Below are 25,072 nucleotides of genomic sequence, written 5' to 3'. Positions count from 1 at the left end.
TGGATAGCCAGGATAAGCAAAAAAAGCATCGATCAAAATCAAAATAGCATAGGTATGCCTATCACGGGGCATACTGTGTTCCTATAGCACGGGGAAATGTATACCATTGAAGTCAATAGTGAACAATAATATACCGAAAAACAGATTATGTTCCAACGTTATGTAAAGGCTGCGGCCTGTATCATCACTTTCTTTACGGCCTGCCACCATCAGGAAGCGCAGGAGCAGTCGGCTGAAAAGATGCCCGATATCGTGGACTATAACTTCCATGTAAGGCCCATCCTGTCCGACAAATGTTTTGCCTGTCACGGTCCGGATGCCAACAAGCGCGAAGCCGGTCTGCGCCTCGATATTGCCGACAGCGCCTACAAAGCGCTGAAAGACGATCCCGGCGCCCATGCACTGGTGCCCGGCAATCCCATGACCTCAGCGGTATACCAGCGTATCAGCAGTGCCGACACCGCCATGCGGATGCCGCCACCCTCCAGCAACATGACCCTCAGCAACTTTGAAGTAAAGCTGATTGAGAAATGGATTAAACAGGGTGCTAAATACAAACCGCACTGGGCTTTCGTGACACCCGTACTTCCTGCGCTGCCGCAGGTAGCGGACCGTAAATGGACCCGCAACGAGATCGACTATTTCACGCTGGCACAGATGACGGAAAAAGGACTGTCACCCAATCCGGTGGCAGATCATGAACGACTGCTAAAACGCCTCAGCCTCGACCTCACCGGCCTGCCTCCCACCATGGCGCAAATGGAACGTTTCGCTAAAGACACCAGCGACAAAGGCTATGAACGCATGGTAGACGAACTGCTGCAAGACAGCGCCTACGGCGAGAAAATGGCCGTTCACTGGATGGACGTCGCCCGCTATGCAGACTCCCACGGTTATCAGGACGATAACTACCGCACGATGTGGCCATGGCGCGACTGGGTGATACACGCTTTCAACAGCAATCTCTCCTATAAAAATTTTGTGACGTGGCAACTCGCCGGTGACATGATCCCGAATGCTACCCGCGAACAGCTGCTGGCATCAGGCTTTAACCGCAACCATAAGATCACGGAAGAAGGCGGCGTCATCGATGAAGAATACCGCGTGGAATATGTGAGCGACCGCACCAATACTTTCGGCAAAAGCATGCTGGGCATCACCCTGGAATGCGCCCATTGCCATGATCATAAGTATGATCCCTTTTCACAAAAAGAATATTATCAGGTCTTCGCTTTCTTTAACAACGTAAAAGAAGTAGGGCTGGAATCAACCGTAGGCGGTCCTGAAACCTATGCCAAGAAGCCTTACATGGAGATCACCAAAGAAGACCTCCAGGGTGTGCTGCATTTCCTCAACAAACAAGATACGGCCAGGCTGATCGTCTCGGTGATGGGAGAAAGAGACACCGCCAGAAAAACGTACATACTCGGTCGGGGCAACTATGACAACCCCACGACCGAAGTAACGCCGGCCACGCCTAAGTCCATATTGCCATTCAATACCAACAGCTATCCCGCCAACCGGTTAGGTCTCGCCAACTGGCTGTTCGACCCGGCAAACCCGCTCACCGCCCGCGTTTTCGTGAACCAGGTATGGCAGGATTTTTTTGGCAGAGGCATCGTAAAAAGCACCGGTGATTTTGGTATGCAGGGCGACCTGCCCACCAATCCGGCGCTGCTCGACTGGCTGGCGGCGGATTTCCGGCAACATGACTGGAACATCAAGCGGCTGGTAAAACAACTGGTGATGTCCGCTACCTACCGTCAATCAGCTGCCATCACACAGGAGAAGCTCAAAGCTGATCCGGAGAACATATACCTTTCCAGAGGACCGCGCTTCCGCCTCCCCGCAGAAACCGTGCGCGATCTGGTGCTGCAAAGCAGCGGGCTGCTCGTACATGAAGTAGGCGGCCCCAGCGTAAAACCTTATCAGCCTAAAGGGCTGTGGGAAATGGCCACCTCCGGCCGCGGACAGCTCTCCACCTACCGGCAGGACCATGGCGCCAGTCTTTACCGCCGCGGACTTTACACCTTCATCAAAAGAACGGTGCCACCACCTTCTATGATGATCTTCGATGCCAGCAACCGCGATCAGTGTGAAGTAAAACGCTCTGCCACCAACACGCCGCTACAGGCACTCATGATGCTCAACGATCCTACCGTGCTCGAAGCCTCCAGGGTGTTGGCTTCCCGACTGCTGCAACAACCAAGCGGTACGGAGCAGCATATACAGCAGGCTTTCCGGCTGATCGTTTGCCGCGCACCACAGGCACAGGAAACCGCTACCCTGCTTAAATATTACGAACAACAACAGGCGTATTATAAACAACAACCGGCCAAAGCCACCAAGCTGCTGCACCATGGAGAATATCCGATGGCAGCCAATCTTGACCAGGCCTCCTGGGCTGCTATGATGCAGGTGATCACCACCATTTACAACCTGGAAGAAACACTGTCCAAAACATAAACCGGCGATGATCATATCCGCTTCACCATCCTTCTCTCTAAAAAAAATGACAAGATGAAAAACGAATTCCTGGAGCATCACCTGAATATGAACCGCCGTAAGTTCCTGTCACGGCTCAGTTTAGGCATCGGCAGCGTGGCACTCGGCTCTTTGCTGATACCCGACCTTTTCGGAAAAAGCAGCACCAGTGAAATGCCCTTCATTCCCGGCATGCCACACTTCGCACCCAAAGCCAAAAGGATCATCTATCTATTTCAGAACGGCGCTCCTTCACAACTGGAGAGCTTCGACTATAAACCGAAACTGCGTGAGATGATGGGCCAGGAACTGCCACCATCTATCCGCATGGGACAAAGGCTCACCGGCATGACCGCCGGACAGTCGTCTTTTCCGCTGGTAGGCTCGCACTATGATTTCAAACAATATGGAGAAGCCCGTGCCTGGGTGAGCGATCTCTTTCCGCATACAGCGCAGATAGTAGATGATATCTGCATCGTACGGTCGATGTTCACCGAAGCGATCAACCACGATCCGGCACTGACCTTTTTCCAGACAGGCGCACAACAGGGAAACCGCGCCAGCTTCGGCTCCTGGATGAGCTATGGCCTCGGCAGCGAAAACAAAAACCTCCCTGCCTTCTGCGTACTGCTGTCACGCGGCAAAGGCAACGGCCAAGGCGTGTATTCCAAACTGTGGTCCAATGGTTTCCTCGATAGCATCCACCAGGGCGTGCAATTCAGCAGCGGCGATAATCCGGTGCTGTATCTCAACAATCCCGAAGGCATCGATATGGCCAACCGCCGCCAGATGCTCGACCAGCTGGCAGCGCTCAATGACCAGTCTTACAAAGACTTTGGTGATCCGGAGATCAACACTAAAATCCAGCAATACGAGATGGCCTACCGCATGCAAACAGCGGTACCTGAACTGACCGATCTCTCCAAAGAATCTGATGACATCATCAAATTATACGGGCCGGAATGCCTTGTTCCCGGCACCTTTGCGGCCAACTGTCTCCTGGCCAGAAAACTCTCTGAAAGCGGCGTGCGCTTCGTGCAGCTCTACCACCAGGGATGGGACCAACATGGCAACCTGCCCAATGAAATGGCCGGTCAGGCAAAAGACGTAGACCGTGCCTCCGCGGCGCTGATCACCGATCTCAAACAACGCGGCCTGCTCGATGAGACGCTGGTGATATGGGGCGGTGAATTCGGCAGGACCAATTACTGCCAGGGAAAAATGACGGCCGACAACTACGGCCGTGATCACCACCCGCGCTGCTTCTCTATCTGGATGGCCGGCGGCGGCGTAAAGCCAGGCATCGTTTATGGCGAAACCGACGAGTTCGGGTACAACATCGTAAAAGATCCCGTGCACGTGCACGATTTCCACGCTACGGTGTTACATCTCATGGGGCTGGACCACGAAAAACTCACTTTCAAACACCAGGGCCGTCGCTACCGGCTCACCGACGTAGCAGGAAAAGTTATACCAGGGCTCATGGCCTGATAAAAATTTATGATTCATGGAGAGAAGAAAATTCATACAAGCGTCCGCGTTAGTTACCGCGTCTTTTTACATTTCCCGCGACCTCTTTGCCCGTCCGAAAGGTCCTGTCTATGGCCATCAGGATATGCGCTACACCCTCGACACCCGCTGGGGTACGCTCGACAGCAGCCGGCATCCGGTGAAAGACTGCCACGAGATGGTGCAGGACAAAAAAGGCCGTATCATTCTGCTGACCAACGAAACGAAAAACAATATCCTCGTCTATAATAAATCCGGTAAACTATTGGAATACTGGGGCCATGAGTTCCCCGGTGCGCATGGCCTTACGCTGGCCAATGAAAATGGTACCGAATATCTGTTCATCACCGATACCGACAAACACCAGGTATACAAAACCACCATGGACGGCAAGATCGTGATGACCATCGACTATCCCGCGGAGACAGGCTTCTACAAAAAGAAAGAAGAATTTGTGCCGACAGAAACCACCGTCACAGATGATGGTGATATCTATATCGCAGATGGATATGGCGCACAGTACGTCCTGCATTACGACCGTCAGGGTAAACTGCTGCATACTTTTGGCGGCCGCGGTGAAGGTGATGCCCATCTGGACAACGCCCATGGCATCTGCATCGACCGCCGTCAGGGTACGCCTACCCTGCTGGTGACCGACCGTACCCGCAATTGTTTCAAACGATTCAGCATGAGCGGTGAATTAATCGAAGTCATCTCTCTGCCCGGTGCCTGCGTATGCCGTCCGGTAATCAGGGGCCATCACCTCTATGCCGCCGTGTTGCGCTCCCCTGATATGAATATCAGCGGCAGCGGCTTCGTGACCATTCTGGACAAAGACAACAAGGTGGTGTCCAATATCGGCGGCACGGCGCCGGTATATAACGGTCAGCAATTGCAGCCCATGCAGCAGGCAGAGAAACTGTTCGTTCACCCGCATGATGTATGTGTAGATAACGATGAAAATGTTTACGTGGCACAATGGGCTTCCGGTAAAGTGTACCCATATAAACTCAGGAGGGTATAAATGAGGTGGAATCGTATCCGCTGGCAAGATGCCGGCAACCAGCTCTTATTCGCCGCTAATATTTTCGGGCTGGTTTTATTGGTGGCCGGCAGCAGGATCATGGTGCCGGCATGGCTACAGGTAGTGGGGCGCATGCATCCGCTGGTATTGCATTTTCCGATTGTATTGTTGCTGCTGGGCAGCCTGCTGCTGTTTGTACAACTGCGTGAGCCGGAAGCCAATCGCTGGAAAAATCAGTTCACCTCCTGGCTGTTATTGGCGGGCGCACTCAGTACAGCCGTTACCGTTATTATGGGCCTGTTGCTCGTCCGGGAAGAGGGGTATGCCGATGGCGACATCCTCTGGCATAAGTGGGGCGGAATGATCGTGTTATGGACCGCTTCCGCATTATACTGGCTACGCGCTTCCTCCAGGCCCTGGCTGCCGAAAGCGGGCGCGCTGGCCACCGTAGTCCTCCTACTGGTTACCGGCCATTTTGGCGCCGGTATCACCCATGGCAATAACTTCGTGCTGGCCCCTGTTACGCCCCGTAACACGGCCGTACCCCTGGATAAAGCACTGGTGTATGAACATCTCGTCAAACCTATCCTGGAAGAAAAATGTATGAGCTGCCACAACGCCGGGAAAGCAAAAGGCGGCCTGTCGATGGAATTACCGCAACAACTGCTCTCCGGCGGCAAGAGCGGTAAACTGTTCATCGCCGGCAATCCTGCTGTCAGCCTGATCATGGAAAGACTGCATCTTCCGGCGGAAGACAAAAAGCATATGCCGCCGGCAGGCAAACCAGCACTCACCGAACAGGAGGTGGCTGTCCTCTATTACTGGATCAAAGGAGGCGCGGATTTCAAAACGCCGGTAGCGTCACTGCCTGCACGCGACAGCCTGCGGCTACTGGCCGCAGCACGCCTGCAACCTGCCGCTGCGAAAGAACCCGTATATGATTTCTCTCCGGCAGATGATAAAGTAGTGCAACAGCTGAACAACAACTACCGCGTCGTATATCCGGTAGCGTTACACGCTGCGCCGCTGGTAGCCAACTGGTACAACAAGGATAAATTCAACATCGCGTCTGTCAAAGAACTGTTGCCGGTAAAAGAACAACTGATAGAAATGCATTTGCAGAAGATGCCGGTACAGGACGCCGATCTGGACGTACTGGCACAGTTTAAACAATTGCGGGTGCTCAACCTGAGCTTTACCAATATCACCGGGCAAACGCTGTCCACCCTCGCTAAACTGCCGCATCTGCAAAGCCTTTCTTTATCAGGCACCCCTATTACGCTACAACAGCTCACCAGCCTGAAAGCCGCGCCAGCACTACAGGAGCTGTACGTCTGGAACACGGGCCTGTCGCCGGCCGATATACAACAGGCACAAAAAGTTCTCCGGCAGGTGACCCTGGTGAAAGGCTTTACCAATGATAAAGGAGAACAACTGAAATTAAATCAGCCGACCATACTCAATACAGCCGCTGTTTTCAGAAACAGTATGCAACTGAAACTACAGCATCCGGTGAAGGGAGTGGAAATACGATATACCCTTGACGGCAGCGCTCCCGATAGTCTGCATTCACCTGTATTCAAAGACAGCCTCCTGATCACCGGCAATACCACCGTACGTGCCGTCGCCTGTAAACAAGGATGGTATAGCAGTGATCCGATACAGTTCCAACTTGTCAGGACCACCTATGCGCCCGACAGCATTACACTCATCCACCAGCCGGAAGGGTCTTACTTCGCCAATGGCGGCAACACCCTCTCTGATGGACAAAAGGGCGGTATGGACTACAACAATGGTAAATGGCTCGGCTATACGAAAAATACGCTGGAGGCGCTTGTCTGGTTCCCGCAACCAGTGCCGCTTCAATCGGTGACAGTAGGCACCCTGCGCAACGTGGGTTCTTATATCTTCCCGCCACATCAAATCGAGATATGGGGAGGTACCAACCCACACCAGCTCAGGCTGCTAAAAAAGATCACGCCTCCCCCGAGTAAAAAAGACGATCCTGTTTCAGCGATGGACATCGATTGTACGTTCCCCGCCGCGCAGGTATCCTATATGAAGATTGTTATGACGCCGGCCATCCTCCCATCCTGGCATCCCGGCAAGGGGAAACATGCCTGGGTATTTACGGACGAGCTGTTGTTCAACTAAAAGCACCAGACAAACAACATGAGAAAACTGACAACGACGCTGCCTATCCGTCTGGTATTGTTGTTACTACTACAGCTGCCCTTGTCCCACGGATACGCACAAACGCGTTCTTCCGGGGTTACCGACGTATGGATAGTGGTAAAAAGCCATTTCGACCTCGGGTTTACCGACCTGGCCGCCAATGTTTTTCATCGGTACAGGACGGAGATGATGGACAACTCACTAAAAATTTTTGATCAGAACCGGTTACTGCCGCCATCACAGCGATTTGTATGGACCGTGCCCGGATGGCCGCTATGGGCGCAGATGTTGGGGCCTCAACAGGATCCCCTGCGCAGACAACGCATTGAGCAGGCAGTGAGAGAAGGCGCGTTGACAGCCCACGCCTTACCTTTTTCCACGCATACAGAATCACAGGACCCGGAAGATCTCGTACGGGGACTGGTGTTTGCGGCGAATGCCAGCCGTCAATACCACCGGCCTTTGCCCATCGCTGCTAAGATGACCGATGTGCCCTCCCACAGCTGGATATTGCCGGTTTTGCTCAGTCATGCAGGCGTGAAATTTTTACACATCGGCGTAAACCCCGCCAGTCAATATCCCCGCGTGCCGAAGCTTTTCTGGTGGGAAGGGCCAGATGGTTCCCGGGTACTTTGCGGATATACGGTCGACTACGGAAGCGATTTCCTCCCTCCCGCTGACTGGCCCTGCAAAAACTACCTGTGTATGATTATGGCGGGCGACAACCACGGTCCTCCTACGCAGGAGGAAGTAAACAAATGGAAGCAGCAGTATGAAGAAAAAATGCCGGGCGTGCGTATTCATTTTGGTACCCTGGATGATTTCGCCCGTGCCGTACTTACCGAAAAAACAACACTGCCCGTTGTCAGGGGCGATATGCCCGATACCTGGATACATGGTCTGATGTCGATGCCACAGGCTACCAAAACAGCCCGGAATACGCGACCGATGGAACCTGCGCTGGAAAGCCTCGATACGCACCTGCGTAGCTGGGGCCTTCATCCGGCTTCGTTGGGCGCCACATTGGCCAAAGCCTATGAACAGAGTTTGTTGTACAGCGAACATACCTGGGGGATGAATGCAGAATACGGCCCGCGACGTTTATACGGAGAAGCCTGGAAACAGTGGCTGGCCGATATGGAAAAGGAACCCTTGCCGCCCGATGGCGACTATTCCAAATTGCCCAGAGGCAGCAAGCGTAAATGGATGCAGTCGTACGAAGACCATCGAAATTATGCCAATACCGCTGCACACCTCGTAGATTCAGCGATGAGCAACCGGCTTGCGTTGCTGGCCTCCGTTGTCAAAACATCACAGAAAAGTATCGTGGTGTTTAACGGTCTTCCCTGGAAGCGGTCAGGCATGGTCACCATCAACGGGCAATCGCTTTGGGTGGAGGATGTGCCGGCGACCGGCTATAAAACCATCCCCTACCGCGAGATGCAGCAGGAGACGGTGCCTGGCACTGAACGTATCGAGACACAACATTTCGTGGCGGTATTCGACCTGCAGCAAGGAGGTATCCGTTCCCTGACAGACAAGGCCACCGGCCGGGAAATGGTGGACCAGTCAGGTGGACAGGTGTTGGGACAGTTTATACACGAAAGATTCAGTCAGCACGAAGTATATGACAGCTTTTTCAATCGCTATTCCCGTATCCGCGATGGCTGGGGCCTGAATGATATCGGCAAGCCGGGGATGCCGGATGCTACGCAGGTGCCCTATTCCAGGACCACGCCCGGCGGCTGGAAGATGCGCCACACGCGCACGGCAGCGCAACAACAGGTAACGCTTACCGCCAGCGACTGCAAAGGACTGGCAAAAGGATACTCCCTGATTTTTACATTCCCTGAAGGCAGTCCCTATATAGATGTACAATGGCAGGTAGATCACAAAACAGCGGATAAACATCCGGAAGGTGGCTGGCTTTGTTTCCCTTTTAATATCCGGCAGCCCGATTTTCGGATCGGACGTTTAGGCGCCCCCGTTAGTCCGGCTACCGACATCGTACCTGGCACCAACCGGCATCTCTTTGCGGTCAATACCGGTGTCAGCATTCATGGTCCTGATGCCGCGGCAGGCCTCTGTCCTATCGATGCGCCGCTGGTGTCACCGGGTGAACCCGGCCTCTGGCGCTGGTCGATGGACTTCGTGCCCCGGAAGCCGGTTGTATACGTCAATCTCTACAACAATATGTGGAACACCAACTTCCCATTGTGGCAGGATGGCAGCTGGAGTGAGCGCGTCCGCATCTGGCCGGTGTCGCCGTCAGTTGCTATGGATGAAAACCTGATGGTGCAGTCCTGGGAAGCGCGCTTACCCCTATTGGCCGCTATTGCCGATAACCCTAACGGCCGGCTGCCCGACAGCCGACAGGGGCTTTCGCTTTCACGGAAAGGCGTATTGGTGACCGCCTTCGGAACAGACCCTAACGGTCACGATGGTACGTTGCTGACACTATGGGAGCAGGCAGGCCAATCCGGTAAATTAACGGTGCAGCTGCCAGCAGGCATGACTTCGCGGCGGGCAGTCCCGGTAGACCTGCGGGGTGAAAAACTTCCCCTGCCACCTATCCCCATTCACCAGGGACGCTTCTCCTTTGAATGCCATCGGTACGCGCCAGCCGGCTTTCTTTTACAATAACCGAACACAGATAGCTACATCAGCAAAAATAACGGCAGAAAAAGATAATATACAGCTGACAGATACAGGCCGGAAAATGCAATTTGCCCGTTGGGAGGCCGTCAGCGGCCTCCTTTATGCCTATAAATTATTGATATGAAGCAAAAATGTCTATTCAAAAAACTGGCGGTTGTATTAACAACAATAGCCACGCTACCAGCGGCCGCACAGGTGAATTTCAAAACCAAACAGTGGAGCCTTCAGCTGGATAACACCGGTAAGCTCACCAGCATGAAGAGCCTCGCTTTACAGAAAGAATTTCTCGTGGCCGACAAAGCCACCGCGCTTCTCAGCATAAAAAAAGACCAGCATCTTTACGCTCCCGCCAGTTGCACCTGGAACGCCCAAAAATCAGAACTGGCGCTATCCTACCCGCAGACCGGCGTCGAGGCAACAGTAAAAGTGCAGCGCAACGACCGCTATATCAGCTTCGATCTGATACAACTGACACCGCAGGACAAAGTGGACCTGGTGCTGTGGGGACCCTATCCGGTCGCCATCGCAGATACGATCGGCGAGGTAGTGGGCGTAGTGCGTAACAAGGAATTTGCCATCGGTATCCAGGCGCTGAATGTAAAAACGCTGGGGGGATACCCCACCGCAGAAAGTGATATCGAACCATCCTACGATGTATTTGAAGGCGGTAATAAAGTAGATGTCACCACAGACGACCTGCATAAACAGCTATTCCGGGGAGATGTGGCACGCCCTACCGAGTATGGTGCGGTGTTACAGGCATACTGCCGCAACCGCAGCAAAGACCGGGTGATCGAAAACTGGGGGCACACGGCCTACCTGGCGCCCGCCTTCCAGGATGGCGGCGTGATGGGCAGCAAGATCGCACTGTTTGGCGTGGCCAATGCAGAAGTTTTACCCACCATTGCACAGATAGAACTGAAGGAAGGACTCCCCCATCCGCTACTCGATGGAGAATGGGGAAAGCAGTCGGCGCATGCCTCCGAGTCATACCTCATCATGAACTTTGGCGTCAACAATCTGCAGGAAGCCCTCGCCGTCACCAAACAGGCAGGGCTGCGCTACCTTTATCATGGCGATCCTTTCGATAACTGGGGCCAGTTTAAACTGCACAGCAATGAATTTCCGCAAAACTGGGCCAGTATGAAGGCCTGCGTGGACATCGCCAAAGCAGCAGGCGTACGACTGGGCGTACATACGTTGTCCAACTTCATCACGACCAACGATCCTTACGTGACGCCGATGGCCGACCCGAGACTGGCGAAAGTCGGCTATTCACGGCTCAGCGAAGCCATCGACGCCAGCGCCAGAGAGATCGGCATTGAAGACCCGGTTTTCTTTAACCAGTTCCAAAACAACACGCTGAAATCAGTAGCCATCGGCAACGAAATCGTTCGCTACGGAAGCGTATCCGCTACGGCTCCCTGGAAGCTGCTGGACTGCCAGCGTGGGGCCTTTGGTACCCATGCTGCCGCTCACGCACAGCACGACTCCATCGGCAAGCTGATGGACCATCCCTACAAAGTATTTCTTACCGACTACGCCTTGCAGGAAGAAATGGCGAAGACCATTGCCCGCCTTTTCAATGAAACAGGCCTCATGCAACTATCCTTCGATGGCCTCGAGGGCACCTTTTCCTCCGGTATGGGTCAATATGCCAAACAGTTGTTTACCAAAACATGGTACGATCACCTGAAGCCCGAATTAAAAGGCAAAGTGATCAATGATGCCAGCATGCCGGCCCATTACTTCTGGCATATCTACACCAGAATGAACTGGGGAGAGCCCTGGTATGCCGGTTTCAGGGAAAGCCAGCTACAGCTGCGGTTAAAAAACCAGCAGTTCTTCCGTCGTAACCTCATGCCCTCCATGTTGGGCTGGTTCAGCCTGCGGCCGGAAACAACACTGGAAGATATCGAATGGATGCTGGCGCTGGGCGCTGGGTACAATGCCGGCTTCGGCCTGTCTACCAGCGTGGAAACATTGCAGAAACACGGAAAGAAAGACGAGTTGCTGGCATTAATCAAAACATGGGAAGAGGCCCGCATGAAAAGTATCTTCAGCGAAGCGCAGAAAGCGCAAATGAGGAGCCTTCAGCATGAATTTCACCTGAAGATGACCGCCAACAATGAATACCAATTGACACCGGTGTACAATGCCTATTTCAGGCACGCACAAAAAATGAAGCAGCCCGGTGAACCTGTTTTCTCCAGCTTTCAGTTTAATAATCCGGCAGCTGCCCAGCCGGTGGCCTTTATCATTTCATTTGCACCGGGCAAGGACTTTGACCCGGATGTCACCTTTGACCAGATCACCATTACTATTAACCAGCAGGATGCGTTGGTATTGCCCATAAGCCTTCAACGGAACCAATTCCTCCAATGCGATGGCAAAGTGGTGCGTTTGTACAACAAACAATGGCAACTGTTAAAAACGATAGCACTACCTCCATCCCTTCCGGTTTTATCAAAAGGCGCCAACGAAATTACCTTCGATGGGAAATACTCCGGTGAAAACGGCGCTGACGTGAAGCTGGAGATACGCGCTGCCGGCGAGCCTACAGTGATCCACGCCGGTAAATAAGTACCCCTCCCTATCTTTTTATTCAGCTTTAGCGGCCAGGTTGGCGGTTAAAGCTGAATAAAAGAGTGCACTGCTACGCATTTGTCCATAATAATTCTTATCTTGTAGATAGTATCGACCCCATCCCTCCGCTTTTCAGTCACCGTCTTTGACTTTATTTATTGTCTAAAAAACCATTTTACTATGAAAAAGATTTCCCTTTTCGTATCTCTTGCGTTTTTTGCTGCCTGTACCTCCACCCCAAAACAATCAGCAATGGATTCAACAAAGATGTCCGAATCCGAACCAGCCGGACAGGAAAACATGGCATATCCTTACACAGCGAGTTATTCTTCGGATTTTAAAATCGGCGATTCCAAAAACGCGAAGACATTGCTCAATGTGTACCAGCAGTGGGACAACAACACCCTGGACAACGCCAAGCCTTTCTTTGCAGACAATGACACCATGTTCTTCTCCGATGGCATGATGTTCGCCGGCAACCGGGATAGCCTGTTTGTGCTGGCTAAAAAGAAAAGAGAACCCATGGGCATGGTCGTTGACTCCATCCACGCCTGGATTCCCCTCAGAAGCAAGGATAAAAAAGAAGATTGGGTAGTGGTATGGACACGGGAAATTTCAACTGATGCCAGTGGCAAAAGGACCGCCAAAGAACTGCAGGAAACATGGCGGTTTGATAAAGACGGGAAAATTAATCTGATGTATCAATATGAACAGGCACCACCCAAAATGTTCCCCCCGAAAAAATAATCTGTTGTGCTGTTATTTTCAGCATGATACAAAAGCCATACAACTGTTATGACAGAAGAGGTTGTCTCACGCATGGAGATGACCTCTTCTTTTTTCTCCGAACATTTTTTTAGATTTAATCACGCCCCTGCTGACATAGGGCTGTCAAAACCGGGTGCTACCTTTGTTAAAACGATAAGTTATGGAAACACTTGACGGACGACAAGCGGTATACGCTCCCACCAGAGCTGAATGGCGGAAATGGCTGGAGGCCAACTGCCAGTCGGAGACCGGCGTATGGCTGATACAGTACCATAAAAAGAGTAACGTTCCCTGCATCTCCCTGATTGACGCCACGGAAGAAGCCCTGTGCTTCGGATGGATAGACAGTAAAGCCAAAGGGCGGGACAAAGAAAGCTTCTACCTGACGTTTACTCCCCGCAAAGCAAAAAGCAAATGGAGCAAACCTAATATAGAACGGGCCAAACGTATGATAGCAACAGGCCTGATGACCGTGCATGGCCAGGAAAAAATCGATCTGGCCAAACGTACCGGCATGTGGGTGGAGGAATAAAATAAAACAGCCTTAAAGATGCAGGTTGTCAGAAAAGCTGTTTGTGCCTTACCTTTGCGACGGTATAAACGAAAGATATGAGTCAATTTCCGCATATAAACCTGCCATTAAAGAACAAGTTAACCTTCACTGCCAACCCGGTAAATGTAGTGCCGTTGCCGAATGGAGAGGTCCTGATGAACTTTGCCAGTCAGCCGCTGATCACAAAGCTCAACGCCCACCTCGAAATTGTCTGGGAAAAGATCATGCAGGGACAGAACACCAACTATGTCAGCAGCAAGCTGTCGGCCTCTTCTGACGGCCGCTTCATTGCCATTGCCGGCATGACCGACGTCCGTATTCTGGACGCAGAAGGCACCCAGGTACTGCATACCGTGGAACATGGCTCCTGGGGCTGGTTCCTGGGCGCCGCCTGTTATTTCTCCAAAGACAACCAAACGATCTGGTATATATTGCCCGGAGAAGAAAATGAAACCGACGAGCTACAGGTAATGGATGTAGCCACCTTTGAAGTCATCGCTTCTTACCCCCTGCTGGAAAGTCACCAATACGCCTATGCATTTCATGCTACGCCGGACAACGGCACGATCCTGCTGGAAGCCGCTGCAGGACAGGAAGAATCCATCCTGATGCAGTTGCAGCTGAACGACGGTATCATCTCCCTGACCGAACTTACTCCCTGTGAGAATATGATCATGGGCAACTTCGCTCCCTCCGGAAAAGAGTTTGTGATGGCCCCGCATTATGATGAGCCGCTGGCCATCTACTCCTTCCCTGAAATGGACAAAGCGGCAGCGCAGGACCAGGCAGCTATTTTCGACGGCAGCAAAGATTTCCCTTCCGCCGAACCAGATAATATCAACTACAGCGTCTTTTTCGTAGATGACCACCATATCCTCGTCATGTCCCAGTTTGGAAGATTGTTGTTGCTGGACAGAAAAGACCTGCGTTGTAAAGCAGAGGTAATGCCGGAGGGCATTGAATTTACCGCCTATGACCTGGATGGCAATCCGACTACCAACCCCGATTATATCTATGATTACAGCAGTAATATTATCAACGTCATGATAGTGCATGGCAAACTGTTGCTAACGACCGGCGAAGGTCAGTTGCGCAGTTATGACCTCCCTGTATGATGCGTGCAAGTGGTAAAGCTATAAAAGAAAAAGCTGTCTTTTCAGACAGCTTTTTCTTTTATAGCACCAGTTTTTTTACTGTTTCCATTCTGCCGCCTCGTCTGCTACCGCTACTGCTTCTATTTCTATCAGCGCATCAGGAGAATAAAGGGATGATACTTCCAGAATGGTGTCTGCCGGATAGGGCGCCTTAAAGTACTTTTCCCGCAAAGCAACGATCTTATTAAAGTTGCCCATGTCTTTCAGGAGGATGGTCACCTTGATCACGTTTTTAAGGCTGGAACCTCCTGCTTTCAGTACCTTTTCCAGGTTTTCAAAGGCCCTGGCAGCCTGCTTATCAAAATCACCGATTCCCACCAGCTGACCATTGTCGTCGATGGCTGTTTGTCCGGAGATGAACAGGAGATCGCCTGCGCGATAACCCTGGGCGAGATGGAAAGGTTGATATGGGTCGGGATTGATTTTTATTTGTGAGATTTTCATTTTATTGTTTTTTAATTGATGAGATGATTTTTTTGATTGTGCCGATACGCTGATGCTGTATAGGCTGATGAGCATTAAGAAAAGGGTTTTCATAAGACATTAACAGAAAAGGATTGGATAATTTGATTCGTATGTTGGATGGTGGCTTCCGGCCAGAGCATGTCCGGATGGAAAGCGAGCGGCGACGTTCCCTGCTGTATGTGTAAAGGCCACGCAGGATCCGCCAGGGCGGCCTTTCCGATGGAGAGAAGGTCGGCGTGCGATTCGTCCAGCACCCGGGCAGCCCTTGTCGGTTGGTGCATTCCGCCGTTGGCGATGACCACCTTACCGGTAATTTTTTTGGCGAGTGCGGCATAGGAGTCGCCATTGCTGTAGAAGCTGTCCCGCTCCCACTCTCCGCTTTGAACGGCAATATGAATAAAATCGGGTGCTGCTTTTCTCACTTCTTCCAATACTTCCACCGCCATGGCCACACCGTCTTTCCAGCGGTATTTGAGGTCGTTCACTTTTCCCTCTGACAGGCGTATGCCCACCAGGAAATGTGCCGGTACCACCGCTCTGATAGCCTGAATAATTTCGGCGACTATACGAAAACGGTTGCCGGTATTACCTCCGTATTGGTCTTCCCGAACATTGAGTTCAGGTGTCAGAAACTGATCGAGCAAATACCCATTGGCCGCATGTAGCTCTATGCCATCAAACCCGGCCTCTAGTGCGACTTTGGCCGCATTTACGAAACCTTCTTTTACGGTATGAATGTCTGCCAGGGTCATGGCCTTCGGAAAGGGATAAGCTCCTGTGCCGCCATATTGCGCCATTTTAACGCCTACGGGTTGTATAGCGGAAGGAGCAAGCGTATCCCGGGAATATTGCGACAGCGCGCCGGCATGCATCAGTTGCGCGATGATCAGCGCTCCGTTGGCTTTTACCTGTTCTGCTACCGGTTGCCAGGCAGCGGCATGCGCAGCAGAGACGAGCCCGGGTTGATGCGGATAGCTTTTACTTGCTACCTCGTCTGTATAATTACCCTCTGTGATGATCATGCTGAAACCACCTTTGGCAAAAGCAGTATAATAGGCTTCCATTTCGGGGGTGGCCAGTCCATCCACCGTAGCGCTGACGCGCGACATGGGCGCTATCACCAGCCTGTTTTTCAATGTGTGTCCCGGCCATGACAACGGCCGGAATATAGGATGTTTTGAGATGTCCATATGTTCGTTTATTATGAACACAAAACTATCCCAACCATTTCTGCCAGATGTTCAACTACTATAATAAATAATATTAAACTACTTTAACTTTTCCCGGCAATGGCAGGTCACGCTTTTACAATGGACGTTGAGCATCGTGGAATTTTGATATATAGGTGAAGGTAAAAAACTTCTCCCACAGCAGGTTTCGGTGCTTTATACCATTTTATATCTGTTTAATGCTATATATTTGGCACTCAAATGTCAACCTGATACCTAAAGTTTATACCCAAATATGATTCACGAAAGTAAGTTCAACATTCTTTCCTTTAAAGATTTACGAAGCCTCCTCCCCACCGGTAACAAACTGGAAACACTGTACGAGAAAGCAAAAGACAAATCAAAGTTTGAAGACCAGCTTTTCCCGGTCTATGAAGGTGACATTGAAACAGCCCGTCTTAATCTGCTGAATGATATTTACTGGGGCGTATTCTATAAATATGTGGAAGAGAGGGACGACCTTCGTTTATCCCAGCCGGTAGTATTGGGAAATGTGCACACCGAAGCACTGAGCTTCTATGAAGGACTGATAGCCGGTAACGTACAAACCAGGAACATGTGGACCCGCTACCCCGATCACACCGATAGTCTGGCCCAGATTGCCGGTAACTTAACCGTATCGGAAGTGTTTTTCCTGCAAGGAAAAGGGCTCAAAAAAAGCACCTGCCTCTCCGTTACGGGAGACGCCACTATCCACACGCTGATCAATGCCTCAGATGCCGACATTAGTAGCAACGCGCTGTCGGTACAGAAAACTTTTTCCTTTCCGTTTACCTATACGACAGCAGAAAAAGGTAAACATGCCCCCAAGGGTACCGACTGGAGTAACCATACGTCTGCAGAATTGACCAGTTATTTTAATGCAAAGTTGCTGGACATGCAATACCTCCACGAGGGCGTGGATATGTTTTTTAATGTAGGGACTCATTTGTCGCAGGAGTATCATCCGTACCTGGCGGTGAAGTAAGATGCACGGAGCACGTTAGCCATTGCAATAAATCGGAACTGTTACCTAAAAACGGGATGAACACGAATCTACCAACAATTGACGTACGTCATACAGCTTAATAAATCAGTAAATAAAAAATCGAAAAGCCATAGTGACTATAGCTTTTCGATTTTCACTGCTCACTATAACGAACCAATCAACTTTCTTTCCTCTTCGCTGAGCAAAGTCTGATTAGTAAACCCTATTTTATAGGTACATCAGATCGACTGTCGGAAGAATTAGGCAAAACTCTCTTATAGTAACTTGCGCTTTCCTCCTCTGGTAACCAGATACCACTTGCACTTATCTTTCGTCGTCAGTACTAAAAACGGTTGCCCAGCAATAAACTCACAGGTAAATCTAGTCTGATTGCCATTTGTGCCTTCTGTCAAAATTAAGGAGTTTCCTTCCAGTTCCCAATATCCGGCTGAAGATGTTCCACCAACCCCTAAACGATAAGAGTTCGGTTCCTCCAAAGTTAATGTGCGATAGACAGTTAAACTATTATCTGCTCTTTTCTCAAATTGTATAAGCTGATCCGGACAATCTATTCTAATACAATACCACGCTCCAATAAGTTTACCGGAAGTCGGTCCACCTTGTGCAAACCCAGCGTGAATAGGTAAAAACAACAATAATAATAGCAACAATTTGAGATAGCTAACCAGGGGTTTCATTTTTTATTCCTTTTTATCAATTCAAGATATATACTCCATACGCACAGGAGCTTATTATGGTTGTTATGTTTTCTAAATTATATGTATCTCAACGCAGGGGGGCACTATATGAATCGACGATATTCCTTATTTTTAGCCCAATCTTACACACCAAATATATGTAAAACAAATTAAATACCAATATTTATTGACCAATTAATAAGCTACCAAAGGGTATATGCAATTCATTCCTCCAAAATGGCTATTTTCGTACTTTCCTTACTAATCATTAGCTAAAAATGAGGTCCCCCATCTTCCAAGAGATTTTCAACTATCCCATATTAGAATTTGAGAAACATCTAACCCTGGATGAGAATGAACGAATTTTCTTCTCTGGCAGATATGGCAGTGGTAAAACTTCCTTTATTAAAAACTACTTTGACCAAGAGAAGATAAAGCAACAATACGAAGTATATCATCTATTTCCTGTTAACTACTCCATTTCTTCCAATGAGGATATCATGAAATATATTAAATATGATATTATCTTGGCCATGCTGGAACAACATCATAGCTTTCCTGAGGAAAGCAAAAGCTATTTGCGGACCCTACCCAAATTTATGCTCAAAAGAATGGACAAAGTCCTGGAGGCTATAATAGCCATGGTTCCCGAAGTTGGGAAAAGTATTCTGGACATGTACGAGAAATTGGGTAACCTCAAAGACGAATATCTAGCTTATCATGACGATGAAAATAAAAGTGATGGCGACAAACTAGCTGAATACCTTGACCTTCTCGAGGGTAAAGCAGGAAGCTTGGTAGAAAATGACGTAATTACCAAAATAATATCTGGGAAAATAGCATCTAATAAACCTAAAAAATCTGTGCTTGTATTAGACGATCTGGACCGCCTGGATCCTGAGCATGTTTTTAGAATCCTCAACGTCTTTGCAGCTCATTTTGATGCCAAAAATAGTAGTAGAGGGCCTAACAAATTTGGATTTGACAAGGTCGTTATTGTAAGCGACATCGATAACATTCGGAATATCTTCCTTCACCGCTATGGGGCATTAGCCGACTTTACAGGATACATCGATAAATTTTACAGTACGGATATCTATCACTTCGACAATAGAGCAGCAGTAGCCAAAATCACTGATGAAATTATTAGTTCATATACTACTGACGGAAAAAAGGAAGAAGCACAACAACTCTATTTTAGAGATGGATGGTTAAGAGCGATAATTAGTTTACTACTCGAAAAAGGCGATCTGAGTCTGAGATCAATACTTAATACCTATACCAAGAACTTAACCTACCACAAAGAAGAGGTTGATCTTGGGGATTATAATCCAGTTAATGTCTGGCGTGTCCCCATGATACATAAATTAAAATATCTAACCGAACTTCTGGGAGGTGCCAATGGTGCTACCATCATTTTAGAGAAGTTGAAACGTGAAAGTATTAAACTAGAGTTTATCATGCTTTACGCGGGTAATTTATTATACATCCTTAACTACACAATGATAGAAAGTAATCCTACAGATCCGATTGTTATTTCTTATAAAAACAAAAAATTTATTTTAGAAGCAGAAAGAGATATTGGATACGATAGAAACATCATTAATCGAGTTCAACTATATACTACCAGTTACCTTGACAACACGGGGGAATATTTAAAAAGTAATGAGTATGTCACAGAGCCAAAAGAATTTTGGGAACTAGCTATCACAACAATCAATCGCCTCCAGGTATTAGGCTATCTTAAATAAAAAAAATCAAGAATAAGAAGAACAGACCTGAATGCCCAGAGATAAACCCGGGAAGAAGGGTGTAGTAATCATATAATCTCTGGTAAAAAAATTATTACACCATCTAAACCTACACTGATTTTTCCAGTCAAAGGCATTTACTCATCAAACCCTATTTATCAAATGTACCTGCTTAAGTGGTTAAATCGTTTAATGGCATTTTCACTGGAAATCATCATGCTCATCGTCGCTGTGTATGGTCCCATTAAGATCATCAATACCCCGTGGTTAAGATATGCAGTGGCAGCCGGCTTATTGCTGCTTATCATTGTGGCCTGGAGCCTATGGGCGGCGCCAACCGCTACGGGGAGGTTAAAGTTGCCCTACATCGTTATTTTCAAATTCCTGATCTACCTCATCCCTACTTACCTGCTTTTTAAAGTGGGCATGAAACATTATGCCTGGATGTTTTATGCTTTGGTGGTGATCACAGAAGTTGCGGCAGTACTGTTCAATGAGTATACCGGTGCCGTTAAGTAAATTTATCCCCGCGAGGGTATTCACGGGAAAGACAGCACCCACTTTAAAGGCGATATTACCGCCTTCAAAGTGGGTGCTTCCATATTTATTAAACGTGTGTGGTGATTAAAAGACCCTTCAGGCATTAACAGGTACCAGCTGCTGCGCTTTTTTCCTTCCCCGCATGTATATTACCAGCCCGGTAAAAGCCACGATAAGAATAACCGGGATGATCAGCGTGGTGTTCAGTATTTCCGGACCAGCAGCTTTCTTTGCTTCAGCCATTACCACCGCCATCTCTGATCCGGGGGCCGCTTCATTATACAATTTCAAGTCAGCGCCGGCCGGCAGCTTCTGCGCCAGCAGTTCGTCATAATGCCCGCCTATAAACATCATATAGAGGGATACGGCAAACATACCAGCTCCTCCCATAAAATTCAATCCTACAGCGCCGGTACGGGGCAGGTTTTCTGATACAAACCCCAGCATGGTAGGCCAGAAATAACATACGCCTATACCGAAGACCAGGGCGCCTACGAAAATCATATTACCACTGGTATGACCCAGCAAATAGATGCCCAGCGCAGAAAAAACAGCGGACAACAACAGTACGCCCTGCGGTGAAAACCGATGCACCACCGGCTCTGCCAGTCCGCGCCCTATTACCATTACACCGGTAGTAAGCGTAAGGATCAGGATGGCGTTGCTGGTTACATTTCTCAGTAATACATCGATCCACTGGTTAGTAAACAACTCTGTAATGGCCGTACCAAACATACACACCATCATAAACAGATAAAGTGGGTTCAGTAGTGATTTATACATCTCTCCGGTAGAAACGCCTGCGGCTATACGCTCGGTAACCGGGAATGTTAATCTGGAGAAAAGATAGCCGTAGATCAGCGTAGGGACCAGCATAGTGCCAACCTGTACCTTCCAGCCAATACCCATTTTATTAAAGACCAGTACAATCAGTGTTCCGATGACGATACCACCCGGAAACCAAAGGTGGAAGTGATTCAGCTTCGTTGTCTTATTATCAGGGAAAGTGGCCGCGACCAGCGGATTACAGGCTGCTTCTACTGTACCGTTGGCAATACCGATCAGCAAGGTGGATACATAAAGTGTCCAATAACCGTTGGCAAAAATAGTGAGCAGGATGCCCAGCAGGTGAAACACGAAGGCCATCACCAGCAATTTCTTCATTCCGATGATGTCAACGACCATTCCGCCGATAATAACCGCGAGTGGAAATCCCCAGAAAGCGGAAGCCGCAATGGTGCCTAGTTCACTTTTACTGAGGTTAAACTCAGTACCCCAGGTGTCCAGTAGTCCGGCCCGGATGCCAAATGACAGGGAGGTGACAAGAAGTGCAAAACAACTGGCCCAGAAAAGTTGGCCGCGGTGAATATTTGGTTGCATAACTGTGTGTGGTTTATAATAAAACTTTGGTAAAGCGTGCAAAAATCATATCGTGGTTTGTATACCTCAGCGCCAATATTCAAAAGAATATCTGATTACCGGCGTTGAGCAGTAAAACTAATTCATAACGTGGCTACATAAATACTCAACTCATATAAAGATAATGGTACAATTTAATCCAAGCCAATATTATTTTGCACTGTTTCGACTTTTTTTTGTTTGTGCAATGGAAAAATGTATAACACCAATGACTTCAATGCTCCTGGGCCAACCTATACATGCCATCGCCCCAACGGGAAAATAAGGCTATTAAACCGGTTCAAACGCCAGCATCTCCCCTGCCAGGGTATTGATCTGTAACCATTCCCCTCTTTCAAGCCTGGTAGTCGTTTTATTCGACTTAATTTCTACCTCCTTGTCTGGCCAGGGATTACGGAGGGTAAGGGTCCTGCCTTTTTCACTTTTCACCCGAACAAATACCACTTTATTCTCCTTAATAGCTGCTGATACCAGAAATGCTCCGTTGGCTCGGAGATCTTCAAAAAACGCATCTTTGTTTTCAGGCCAGCATGCAAAAACGCGCAAGCCTTTTCCGTTGGACATACACAGCATTTCGTTCACCGTATTGGGCACCGTGCTACAATTTTCAATGCCATGCGGATTATTGAGCTGAAAACCATTCGGGTAAGTATGTGTACTGTATTTCCTGAGCTCCTTCCAGATAGTGTCTGCCGGATAACCAATACGAACGGCTGCGGGAAAGAAACTGTTTGATCCGTTGAAATCCTGCCAGCGCCTCATGACATCAATGGTATTGTAGGCTGTACGCAGCAAGGCGCTATCACTGTCAGGGCCGATTTGTCCGGCCGGGTAAATATGCTGGATGCCAAGGGTATTATCGCCCCACCAGGCCGTACCAGCCGATGTGTACCGGAAAACGGTCCTGCCTTGCATGACCTGTTCCGGATACGGGGCCATCTCCTTCCCCATGTGTTGCCATTGTTCCTGTAATGCGGCATCTTTTCCCAGGAATTTCGCCATATCCGTTGCCGTTGTGAACACCATTCTGACAAGCCCCAAAGAAAGGATAGGATTAACGGTACCGATGGTACCTTCATGGATAGCGTCATTTTTAATGACGTACCGGCCGTTTTCCGGTTGCAGGTATTGTCGCCAGAATTCCGCCACGGCCCTGACGAAGGGATAGGCTCTCTCTGTAAATGCCATATCGTACGTGGCATAAAAGGCGAAAGACAGATTGGTGACGCAATAGGCCGCATTGCTTTTCTGTCCGAAGAAAAGGCCTTCGTCCTCCACCTGTCCACCTGAAATGTAGTCGGGTGCTTTCCGCTGCATGACCGCATTCTTTCTCGTTGTTTCTATGCCGTAAGGGCCGATGCCCACCGGGTACAATACACCATCCCGGATCCCTGTAATCCGTTCTGCGTAGTATTTTCCCCGTTCCATAAAATCGAGTATCGGCGCTTCATAGGGAATAGCCTGCTGAAGATGATTGCTGGCATACAAAGCGTAAAAGGGAGCGATGTAATTGTAGTTAAGATGGTAATCCCCGTTCCATGCGGGAATTTCACGTGTGACCCAGCTGCCGAAAATACCGGGAGGAAATTTAGGATCACGGCTGCACGAAGCCATCGTATACTGCGATCGGTAATATTGGGCTTCCACTAAGCTATCATTGACAGAAACATAACTTTGATGCCAGAAGTCACGCCACCAGTCGGCATGTTGCCTCCCGGCCATGCTGATGCTTTCTGTGTTCAGTTGCCGCAACGCTGTCACCGCCTCGGCCATTGCTTTCTTTCCTTTGAAATTAGAGGTAGTGGCGCAAACAACCGTAGCGGATGCTCCAGGCCGAAGCTGTATTTTACCGGAAGTGTTTCCTATTACACGGAACAGGGCGCAGGCACTGGTCTTTATATCAACATCTTCATTAAATGCACGTTGCAGCCACTGTATCCCATCCACGCCCACACCTTTTGTAGTGCTGTCCTTAAAGGGATGGTCCCCTTTTTCCGGTGATACCAGCCCGATGTCTCCTGTAAGGACCGTATGCCCGGTGTTCTTTAATTCAATTACCAGCCAATCCTGCTGCGCAGCCATCCAGGCAATCATATGCAGGGCTGTATCGCCATGAACAAAATCACCGGTGGTCACCGCATGATAGAGGTCCTGTTCCACCTGATAGGACGCAGCTGTTAAACCAGGCATCCGAATAACCAGGCTGGCAAGCGGTGCTGGAAACGATTCATCAAACCCCGACTTCAATCTCCAGAAATCATTCCTGGCGAGGTAAAAAGTCAGGCGGTCCGGAGGACCTCCCAGTACAGCAGCTCCGGAGCCATTGCCCAGCAGCGGCCCGTCAACGGCCACGTTATTAGGCGTCTTTACGGGCACGGCATTAAATACGGAGGTATGCCGACTGATAATCTTCTCCGCCCTGTCCTGCGCATTCGCAGCTGACCCCATAAGTCCCCAAAACAGGAAACAGCTTATAACTTCCTTCATGTACAATTTATCAGGTAATAAATATCAGGCAGCGAGCGGCATAATACTACAACAATATTGACCTGAACAGATGTTATTTTACCGGCAGAGAACAGCTGCATGTTACGGGAGCATGCATTATGTCATAGTTGCTTACGATACACGATAAAGCCTGACCGCTCGGCCAATTTATCATACAACTGCCTGGCCGTATGGTTGGTCTCCTGCGTTTGCCAGTAGACCCTGGAACACCCATTTGTTTTAGCGAGGTCATACACCGCTTCAATGAGTTTTCGGGCCACTCCCCTTCCACGGAATTCCTGCGATACGAATACATCCTGCAGGTAACAATTGGGCTCTACTGTTATCGTACTGCGGTGATAGAGGTAATGCGAAAGTCCTATTAGCATTCCGTTCTCCTCTGCAACGATGGCATGGACGGGCTCATAGACATCAAAAAAACGACTCCATGTGGTGCGGGAAATCAGCGGGTCCAGCTTTTTATCTCCCGATCGCCCGTAAAATTCATTATAACCATCCCACAAGGATAGCCATTGTTCAAAATCTTCCTGATGCGGTTTTCGGATAGTAAATTCCATAGTTAAAGATAAATAAATCCGTTAAAC

18 protein-coding genes are annotated in these 25,072 nt (G+C 49.3%); 12 read left to right on the top strand and 6 right to left on the bottom strand.

The genetic code is table 11. The features are described 5' to 3' along the window. The first annotated feature begins 147 nt into the window (after positions 1 to 147). The 9 genes from ICL55_RS02860 (at position 148) to ICL55_RS02820 (ending at position 14,872) form a co-directional block, all read left to right on the top strand. Complete coding sequence (locus ICL55_RS02860; RefSeq protein WP_188094528.1) at positions 148 to 2,466, top strand: PSD1 and planctomycete cytochrome C domain-containing protein; 2,319 nt, start codon at positions 148 to 150, stop codon at positions 2,464 to 2,466. Positions 2,467 to 2,520: 54 nt separating this feature from the next. Further along, the gene (locus ICL55_RS02855) at positions 2,521 to 3,975 is read left to right on the top strand and encodes a DUF1501 domain-containing protein (RefSeq protein ID WP_188094527.1); all 1,455 of its coding nucleotides are present in this window, start codon (positions 2,521 to 2,523) and stop codon (positions 3,973 to 3,975) included. Between the two features lie 16 nt (positions 3,976 to 3,991). Beyond that, positions 3,992 to 5,017, top strand: a complete 1,026-nt coding sequence (locus ICL55_RS02850; RefSeq protein WP_188094526.1) for an NHL repeat-containing protein — start codon at positions 3,992 to 3,994, stop codon at positions 5,015 to 5,017. Next, entirely contained in the window at positions 5,018 to 7,171 is a 2,154-nt protein-coding gene (locus tag ICL55_RS02845; RefSeq protein ID WP_188094525.1) for a DUF2231 domain-containing protein, read from the top strand. It abuts the gene before it with no gap. Between the two features lie 18 nt (positions 7,172 to 7,189). Continuing rightward, positions 7,190 to 9,835 (top strand): glycoside hydrolase family 38 N-terminal domain-containing protein, encoded by a 2,646-nt coding sequence (locus ICL55_RS02840; protein WP_188094524.1) that lies wholly within the window; start codon positions 7,190 to 7,192, stop codon positions 9,833 to 9,835. Between the two features lie 135 nt (positions 9,836 to 9,970). Continuing rightward, on the top strand, positions 9,971 to 12,433 hold the full coding sequence (locus ICL55_RS02835; RefSeq protein WP_188094523.1) for a hypothetical protein: 2,463 nt from the start codon (positions 9,971 to 9,973) through the stop codon (positions 12,431 to 12,433). 255 nt (positions 12,434 to 12,688) lie between these two features. Continuing rightward, positions 12,689 to 13,183: a hypothetical protein gene (locus ICL55_RS02830; protein WP_188094522.1), complete on the top strand. Its 495-nt coding sequence runs from the start codon at positions 12,689 to 12,691 to the stop codon at positions 13,181 to 13,183. A gap of 181 nt (positions 13,184 to 13,364) precedes the next feature. Then, positions 13,365 to 13,736: a YdeI/OmpD-associated family protein gene (locus ICL55_RS02825; RefSeq protein WP_188094521.1), complete on the top strand. Its 372-nt coding sequence runs from the start codon at positions 13,365 to 13,367 to the stop codon at positions 13,734 to 13,736. Between the two features lie 77 nt (positions 13,737 to 13,813). Next, positions 13,814 to 14,872: a WD40 repeat domain-containing protein gene (locus ICL55_RS02820; RefSeq protein ID WP_188094520.1), complete on the top strand. Its 1,059-nt coding sequence runs from the start codon at positions 13,814 to 13,816 to the stop codon at positions 14,870 to 14,872. A 75-nt stretch (positions 14,873 to 14,947) separates the two neighbouring features. Here ICL55_RS02820 and ICL55_RS02815 read toward each other — a convergent pair whose 3' ends face one another. Both ICL55_RS02815 and ICL55_RS02810 read right to left on the bottom strand, forming a co-directional pair. Continuing rightward, positions 14,948 to 15,355 (bottom strand): RidA family protein, encoded by a 408-nt coding sequence (locus tag ICL55_RS02815; protein WP_188094519.1) that lies wholly within the window; start codon positions 15,353 to 15,355, stop codon positions 14,948 to 14,950. 89 nt (positions 15,356 to 15,444) lie between these two features. Beyond that, positions 15,445 to 16,566: an oxidoreductase gene (locus ICL55_RS02810; protein ID WP_188094518.1), complete on the bottom strand. Its 1,122-nt coding sequence runs from the start codon at positions 16,564 to 16,566 to the stop codon at positions 15,445 to 15,447. 274 nt (positions 16,567 to 16,840) lie between these two features. Here ICL55_RS02810 and ICL55_RS02805 point away from each other — a divergent pair, with 274 nt between their 5' ends. After that, positions 16,841 to 17,572 (top strand): hypothetical protein, encoded by a 732-nt coding sequence (locus ICL55_RS02805; RefSeq protein ID WP_188094517.1) that lies wholly within the window; start codon positions 16,841 to 16,843, stop codon positions 17,570 to 17,572. A 275-nt stretch (positions 17,573 to 17,847) separates the two neighbouring features. On the opposite strand, the gene ICL55_RS02800 is transcribed toward ICL55_RS02805, so the two are convergent. Beyond that, entirely contained in the window at positions 17,848 to 18,270 is a 423-nt protein-coding gene (locus ICL55_RS02800) for a hypothetical protein (protein ID WP_188094516.1), read from the bottom strand. Between the two features lie 278 nt (positions 18,271 to 18,548). On the opposite strand from ICL55_RS02800, the gene ICL55_RS02795 reads away from it, so the two are divergent. Continuing rightward, the gene (locus ICL55_RS02795; protein WP_188094515.1) at positions 18,549 to 20,021 is read left to right on the top strand and encodes a P-loop NTPase fold protein; all 1,473 of its coding nucleotides are present in this window, start codon (positions 18,549 to 18,551) and stop codon (positions 20,019 to 20,021) included. Between the two features lie 192 nt (positions 20,022 to 20,213). Continuing rightward, the gene (locus ICL55_RS02790) at positions 20,214 to 20,540 is read left to right on the top strand and encodes a YrdB family protein (RefSeq protein ID WP_188094514.1); all 327 of its coding nucleotides are present in this window, start codon (positions 20,214 to 20,216) and stop codon (positions 20,538 to 20,540) included. Positions 20,541 to 20,657: 117 nt separating this feature from the next. Here the strand turns inward: ICL55_RS02790 and ICL55_RS02785 are convergent, their stop codons facing one another. The 3 genes from ICL55_RS02785 to ICL55_RS02775 form a co-directional block, all read right to left on the bottom strand. Continuing rightward, positions 20,658 to 21,941, bottom strand: coding sequence for an MFS transporter (locus tag ICL55_RS02785; protein WP_188094513.1), 1,284 nt, complete (start codon positions 21,939 to 21,941; stop codon positions 20,658 to 20,660). A gap of 309 nt (positions 21,942 to 22,250) precedes the next feature. Continuing rightward, the gene (locus ICL55_RS02780) at positions 22,251 to 24,467 is read right to left on the bottom strand and encodes a glycosyl hydrolase family 95 catalytic domain-containing protein (protein ID WP_188094512.1); all 2,217 of its coding nucleotides are present in this window, start codon (positions 24,465 to 24,467) and stop codon (positions 22,251 to 22,253) included. A 122-nt stretch (positions 24,468 to 24,589) separates the two neighbouring features. After that, positions 24,590 to 25,045, bottom strand: coding sequence for a GNAT family N-acetyltransferase (locus ICL55_RS02775; protein ID WP_188094511.1), 456 nt, complete (start codon positions 25,043 to 25,045; stop codon positions 24,590 to 24,592). Between the last annotated feature and the right edge of the window lie 27 nt (positions 25,046 to 25,072).

It is taken from the genome of Chitinophaga varians (assembly GCF_014529945.1).
Lineage (GTDB): Bacteria > Bacteroidota > Bacteroidia > Chitinophagales > Chitinophagaceae > Chitinophaga > Chitinophaga varians.
This window is presented reverse-complemented; position numbering and strand designations above follow the sequence as displayed.

Bases quoted from the DNA above. Each gene is read 5' to 3' on its own strand.
- ICL55_RS02860 (WP_188094528.1), top strand. From the start codon at position 148: ATGTTCCAACGTTATGTAAAGGCTGCGGCCTGTATCATCACTTTCTTT.
- ICL55_RS02855 (WP_188094527.1), top strand. From the start codon at position 2,521: ATGAAAAACGAATTCCTGGAGCATCACCTGAATATGAACCGCCGTAAG.
- ICL55_RS02850 (WP_188094526.1), top strand. From the start codon at position 3,992: ATGGAGAGAAGAAAATTCATACAAGCGTCCGCGTTAGTTACCGCGTCT.
- ICL55_RS02845 (WP_188094525.1), top strand. From the start codon at position 5,018: ATGAGGTGGAATCGTATCCGCTGGCAAGATGCCGGCAACCAGCTCTTA.
- ICL55_RS02840 (WP_188094524.1), top strand. From the start codon at position 7,190: ATGAGAAAACTGACAACGACGCTGCCTATCCGTCTGGTATTGTTGTTA.
- ICL55_RS02835 (WP_188094523.1), top strand. From the start codon at position 9,971: ATGAAGCAAAAATGTCTATTCAAAAAACTGGCGGTTGTATTAACAACA.
- ICL55_RS02830 (WP_188094522.1), top strand. From the start codon at position 12,689: ATGGATTCAACAAAGATGTCCGAATCCGAACCAGCCGGACAGGAAAAC.
- ICL55_RS02825 (WP_188094521.1), top strand. From the start codon at position 13,365: ATGGAAACACTTGACGGACGACAAGCGGTATACGCTCCCACCAGAGCT.
- ICL55_RS02820 (WP_188094520.1), top strand. From the start codon at position 13,814: ATGAGTCAATTTCCGCATATAAACCTGCCATTAAAGAACAAGTTAACC.
- ICL55_RS02815 (WP_188094519.1), bottom strand. From the start codon at position 15,355: ATGAAAATCTCACAAATAAAAATCAATCCCGACCCATATCAACCTTTC.
- ICL55_RS02810 (WP_188094518.1), bottom strand. From the start codon at position 16,566: ATGGACATCTCAAAACATCCTATATTCCGGCCGTTGTCATGGCCGGGA.
- ICL55_RS02805 (WP_188094517.1), top strand. From the start codon at position 16,841: ATGATTCACGAAAGTAAGTTCAACATTCTTTCCTTTAAAGATTTACGA.
- ICL55_RS02800 (WP_188094516.1), bottom strand. From the start codon at position 18,270: ATGAAACCCCTGGTTAGCTATCTCAAATTGTTGCTATTATTATTGTTG.
- ICL55_RS02795 (WP_188094515.1), top strand. From the start codon at position 18,549: ATGAGGTCCCCCATCTTCCAAGAGATTTTCAACTATCCCATATTAGAA.
- ICL55_RS02790 (WP_188094514.1), top strand. From the start codon at position 20,214: ATGGCATTTTCACTGGAAATCATCATGCTCATCGTCGCTGTGTATGGT.
- ICL55_RS02785 (WP_188094513.1), bottom strand. From the start codon at position 21,941: ATGCAACCAAATATTCACCGCGGCCAACTTTTCTGGGCCAGTTGTTTT.
- ICL55_RS02780 (WP_188094512.1), bottom strand. From the start codon at position 24,467: ATGAAGGAAGTTATAAGCTGTTTCCTGTTTTGGGGACTTATGGGGTCA.
- ICL55_RS02775 (WP_188094511.1), bottom strand. From the start codon at position 25,045: ATGGAATTTACTATCCGAAAACCGCATCAGGAAGATTTTGAACAATGG.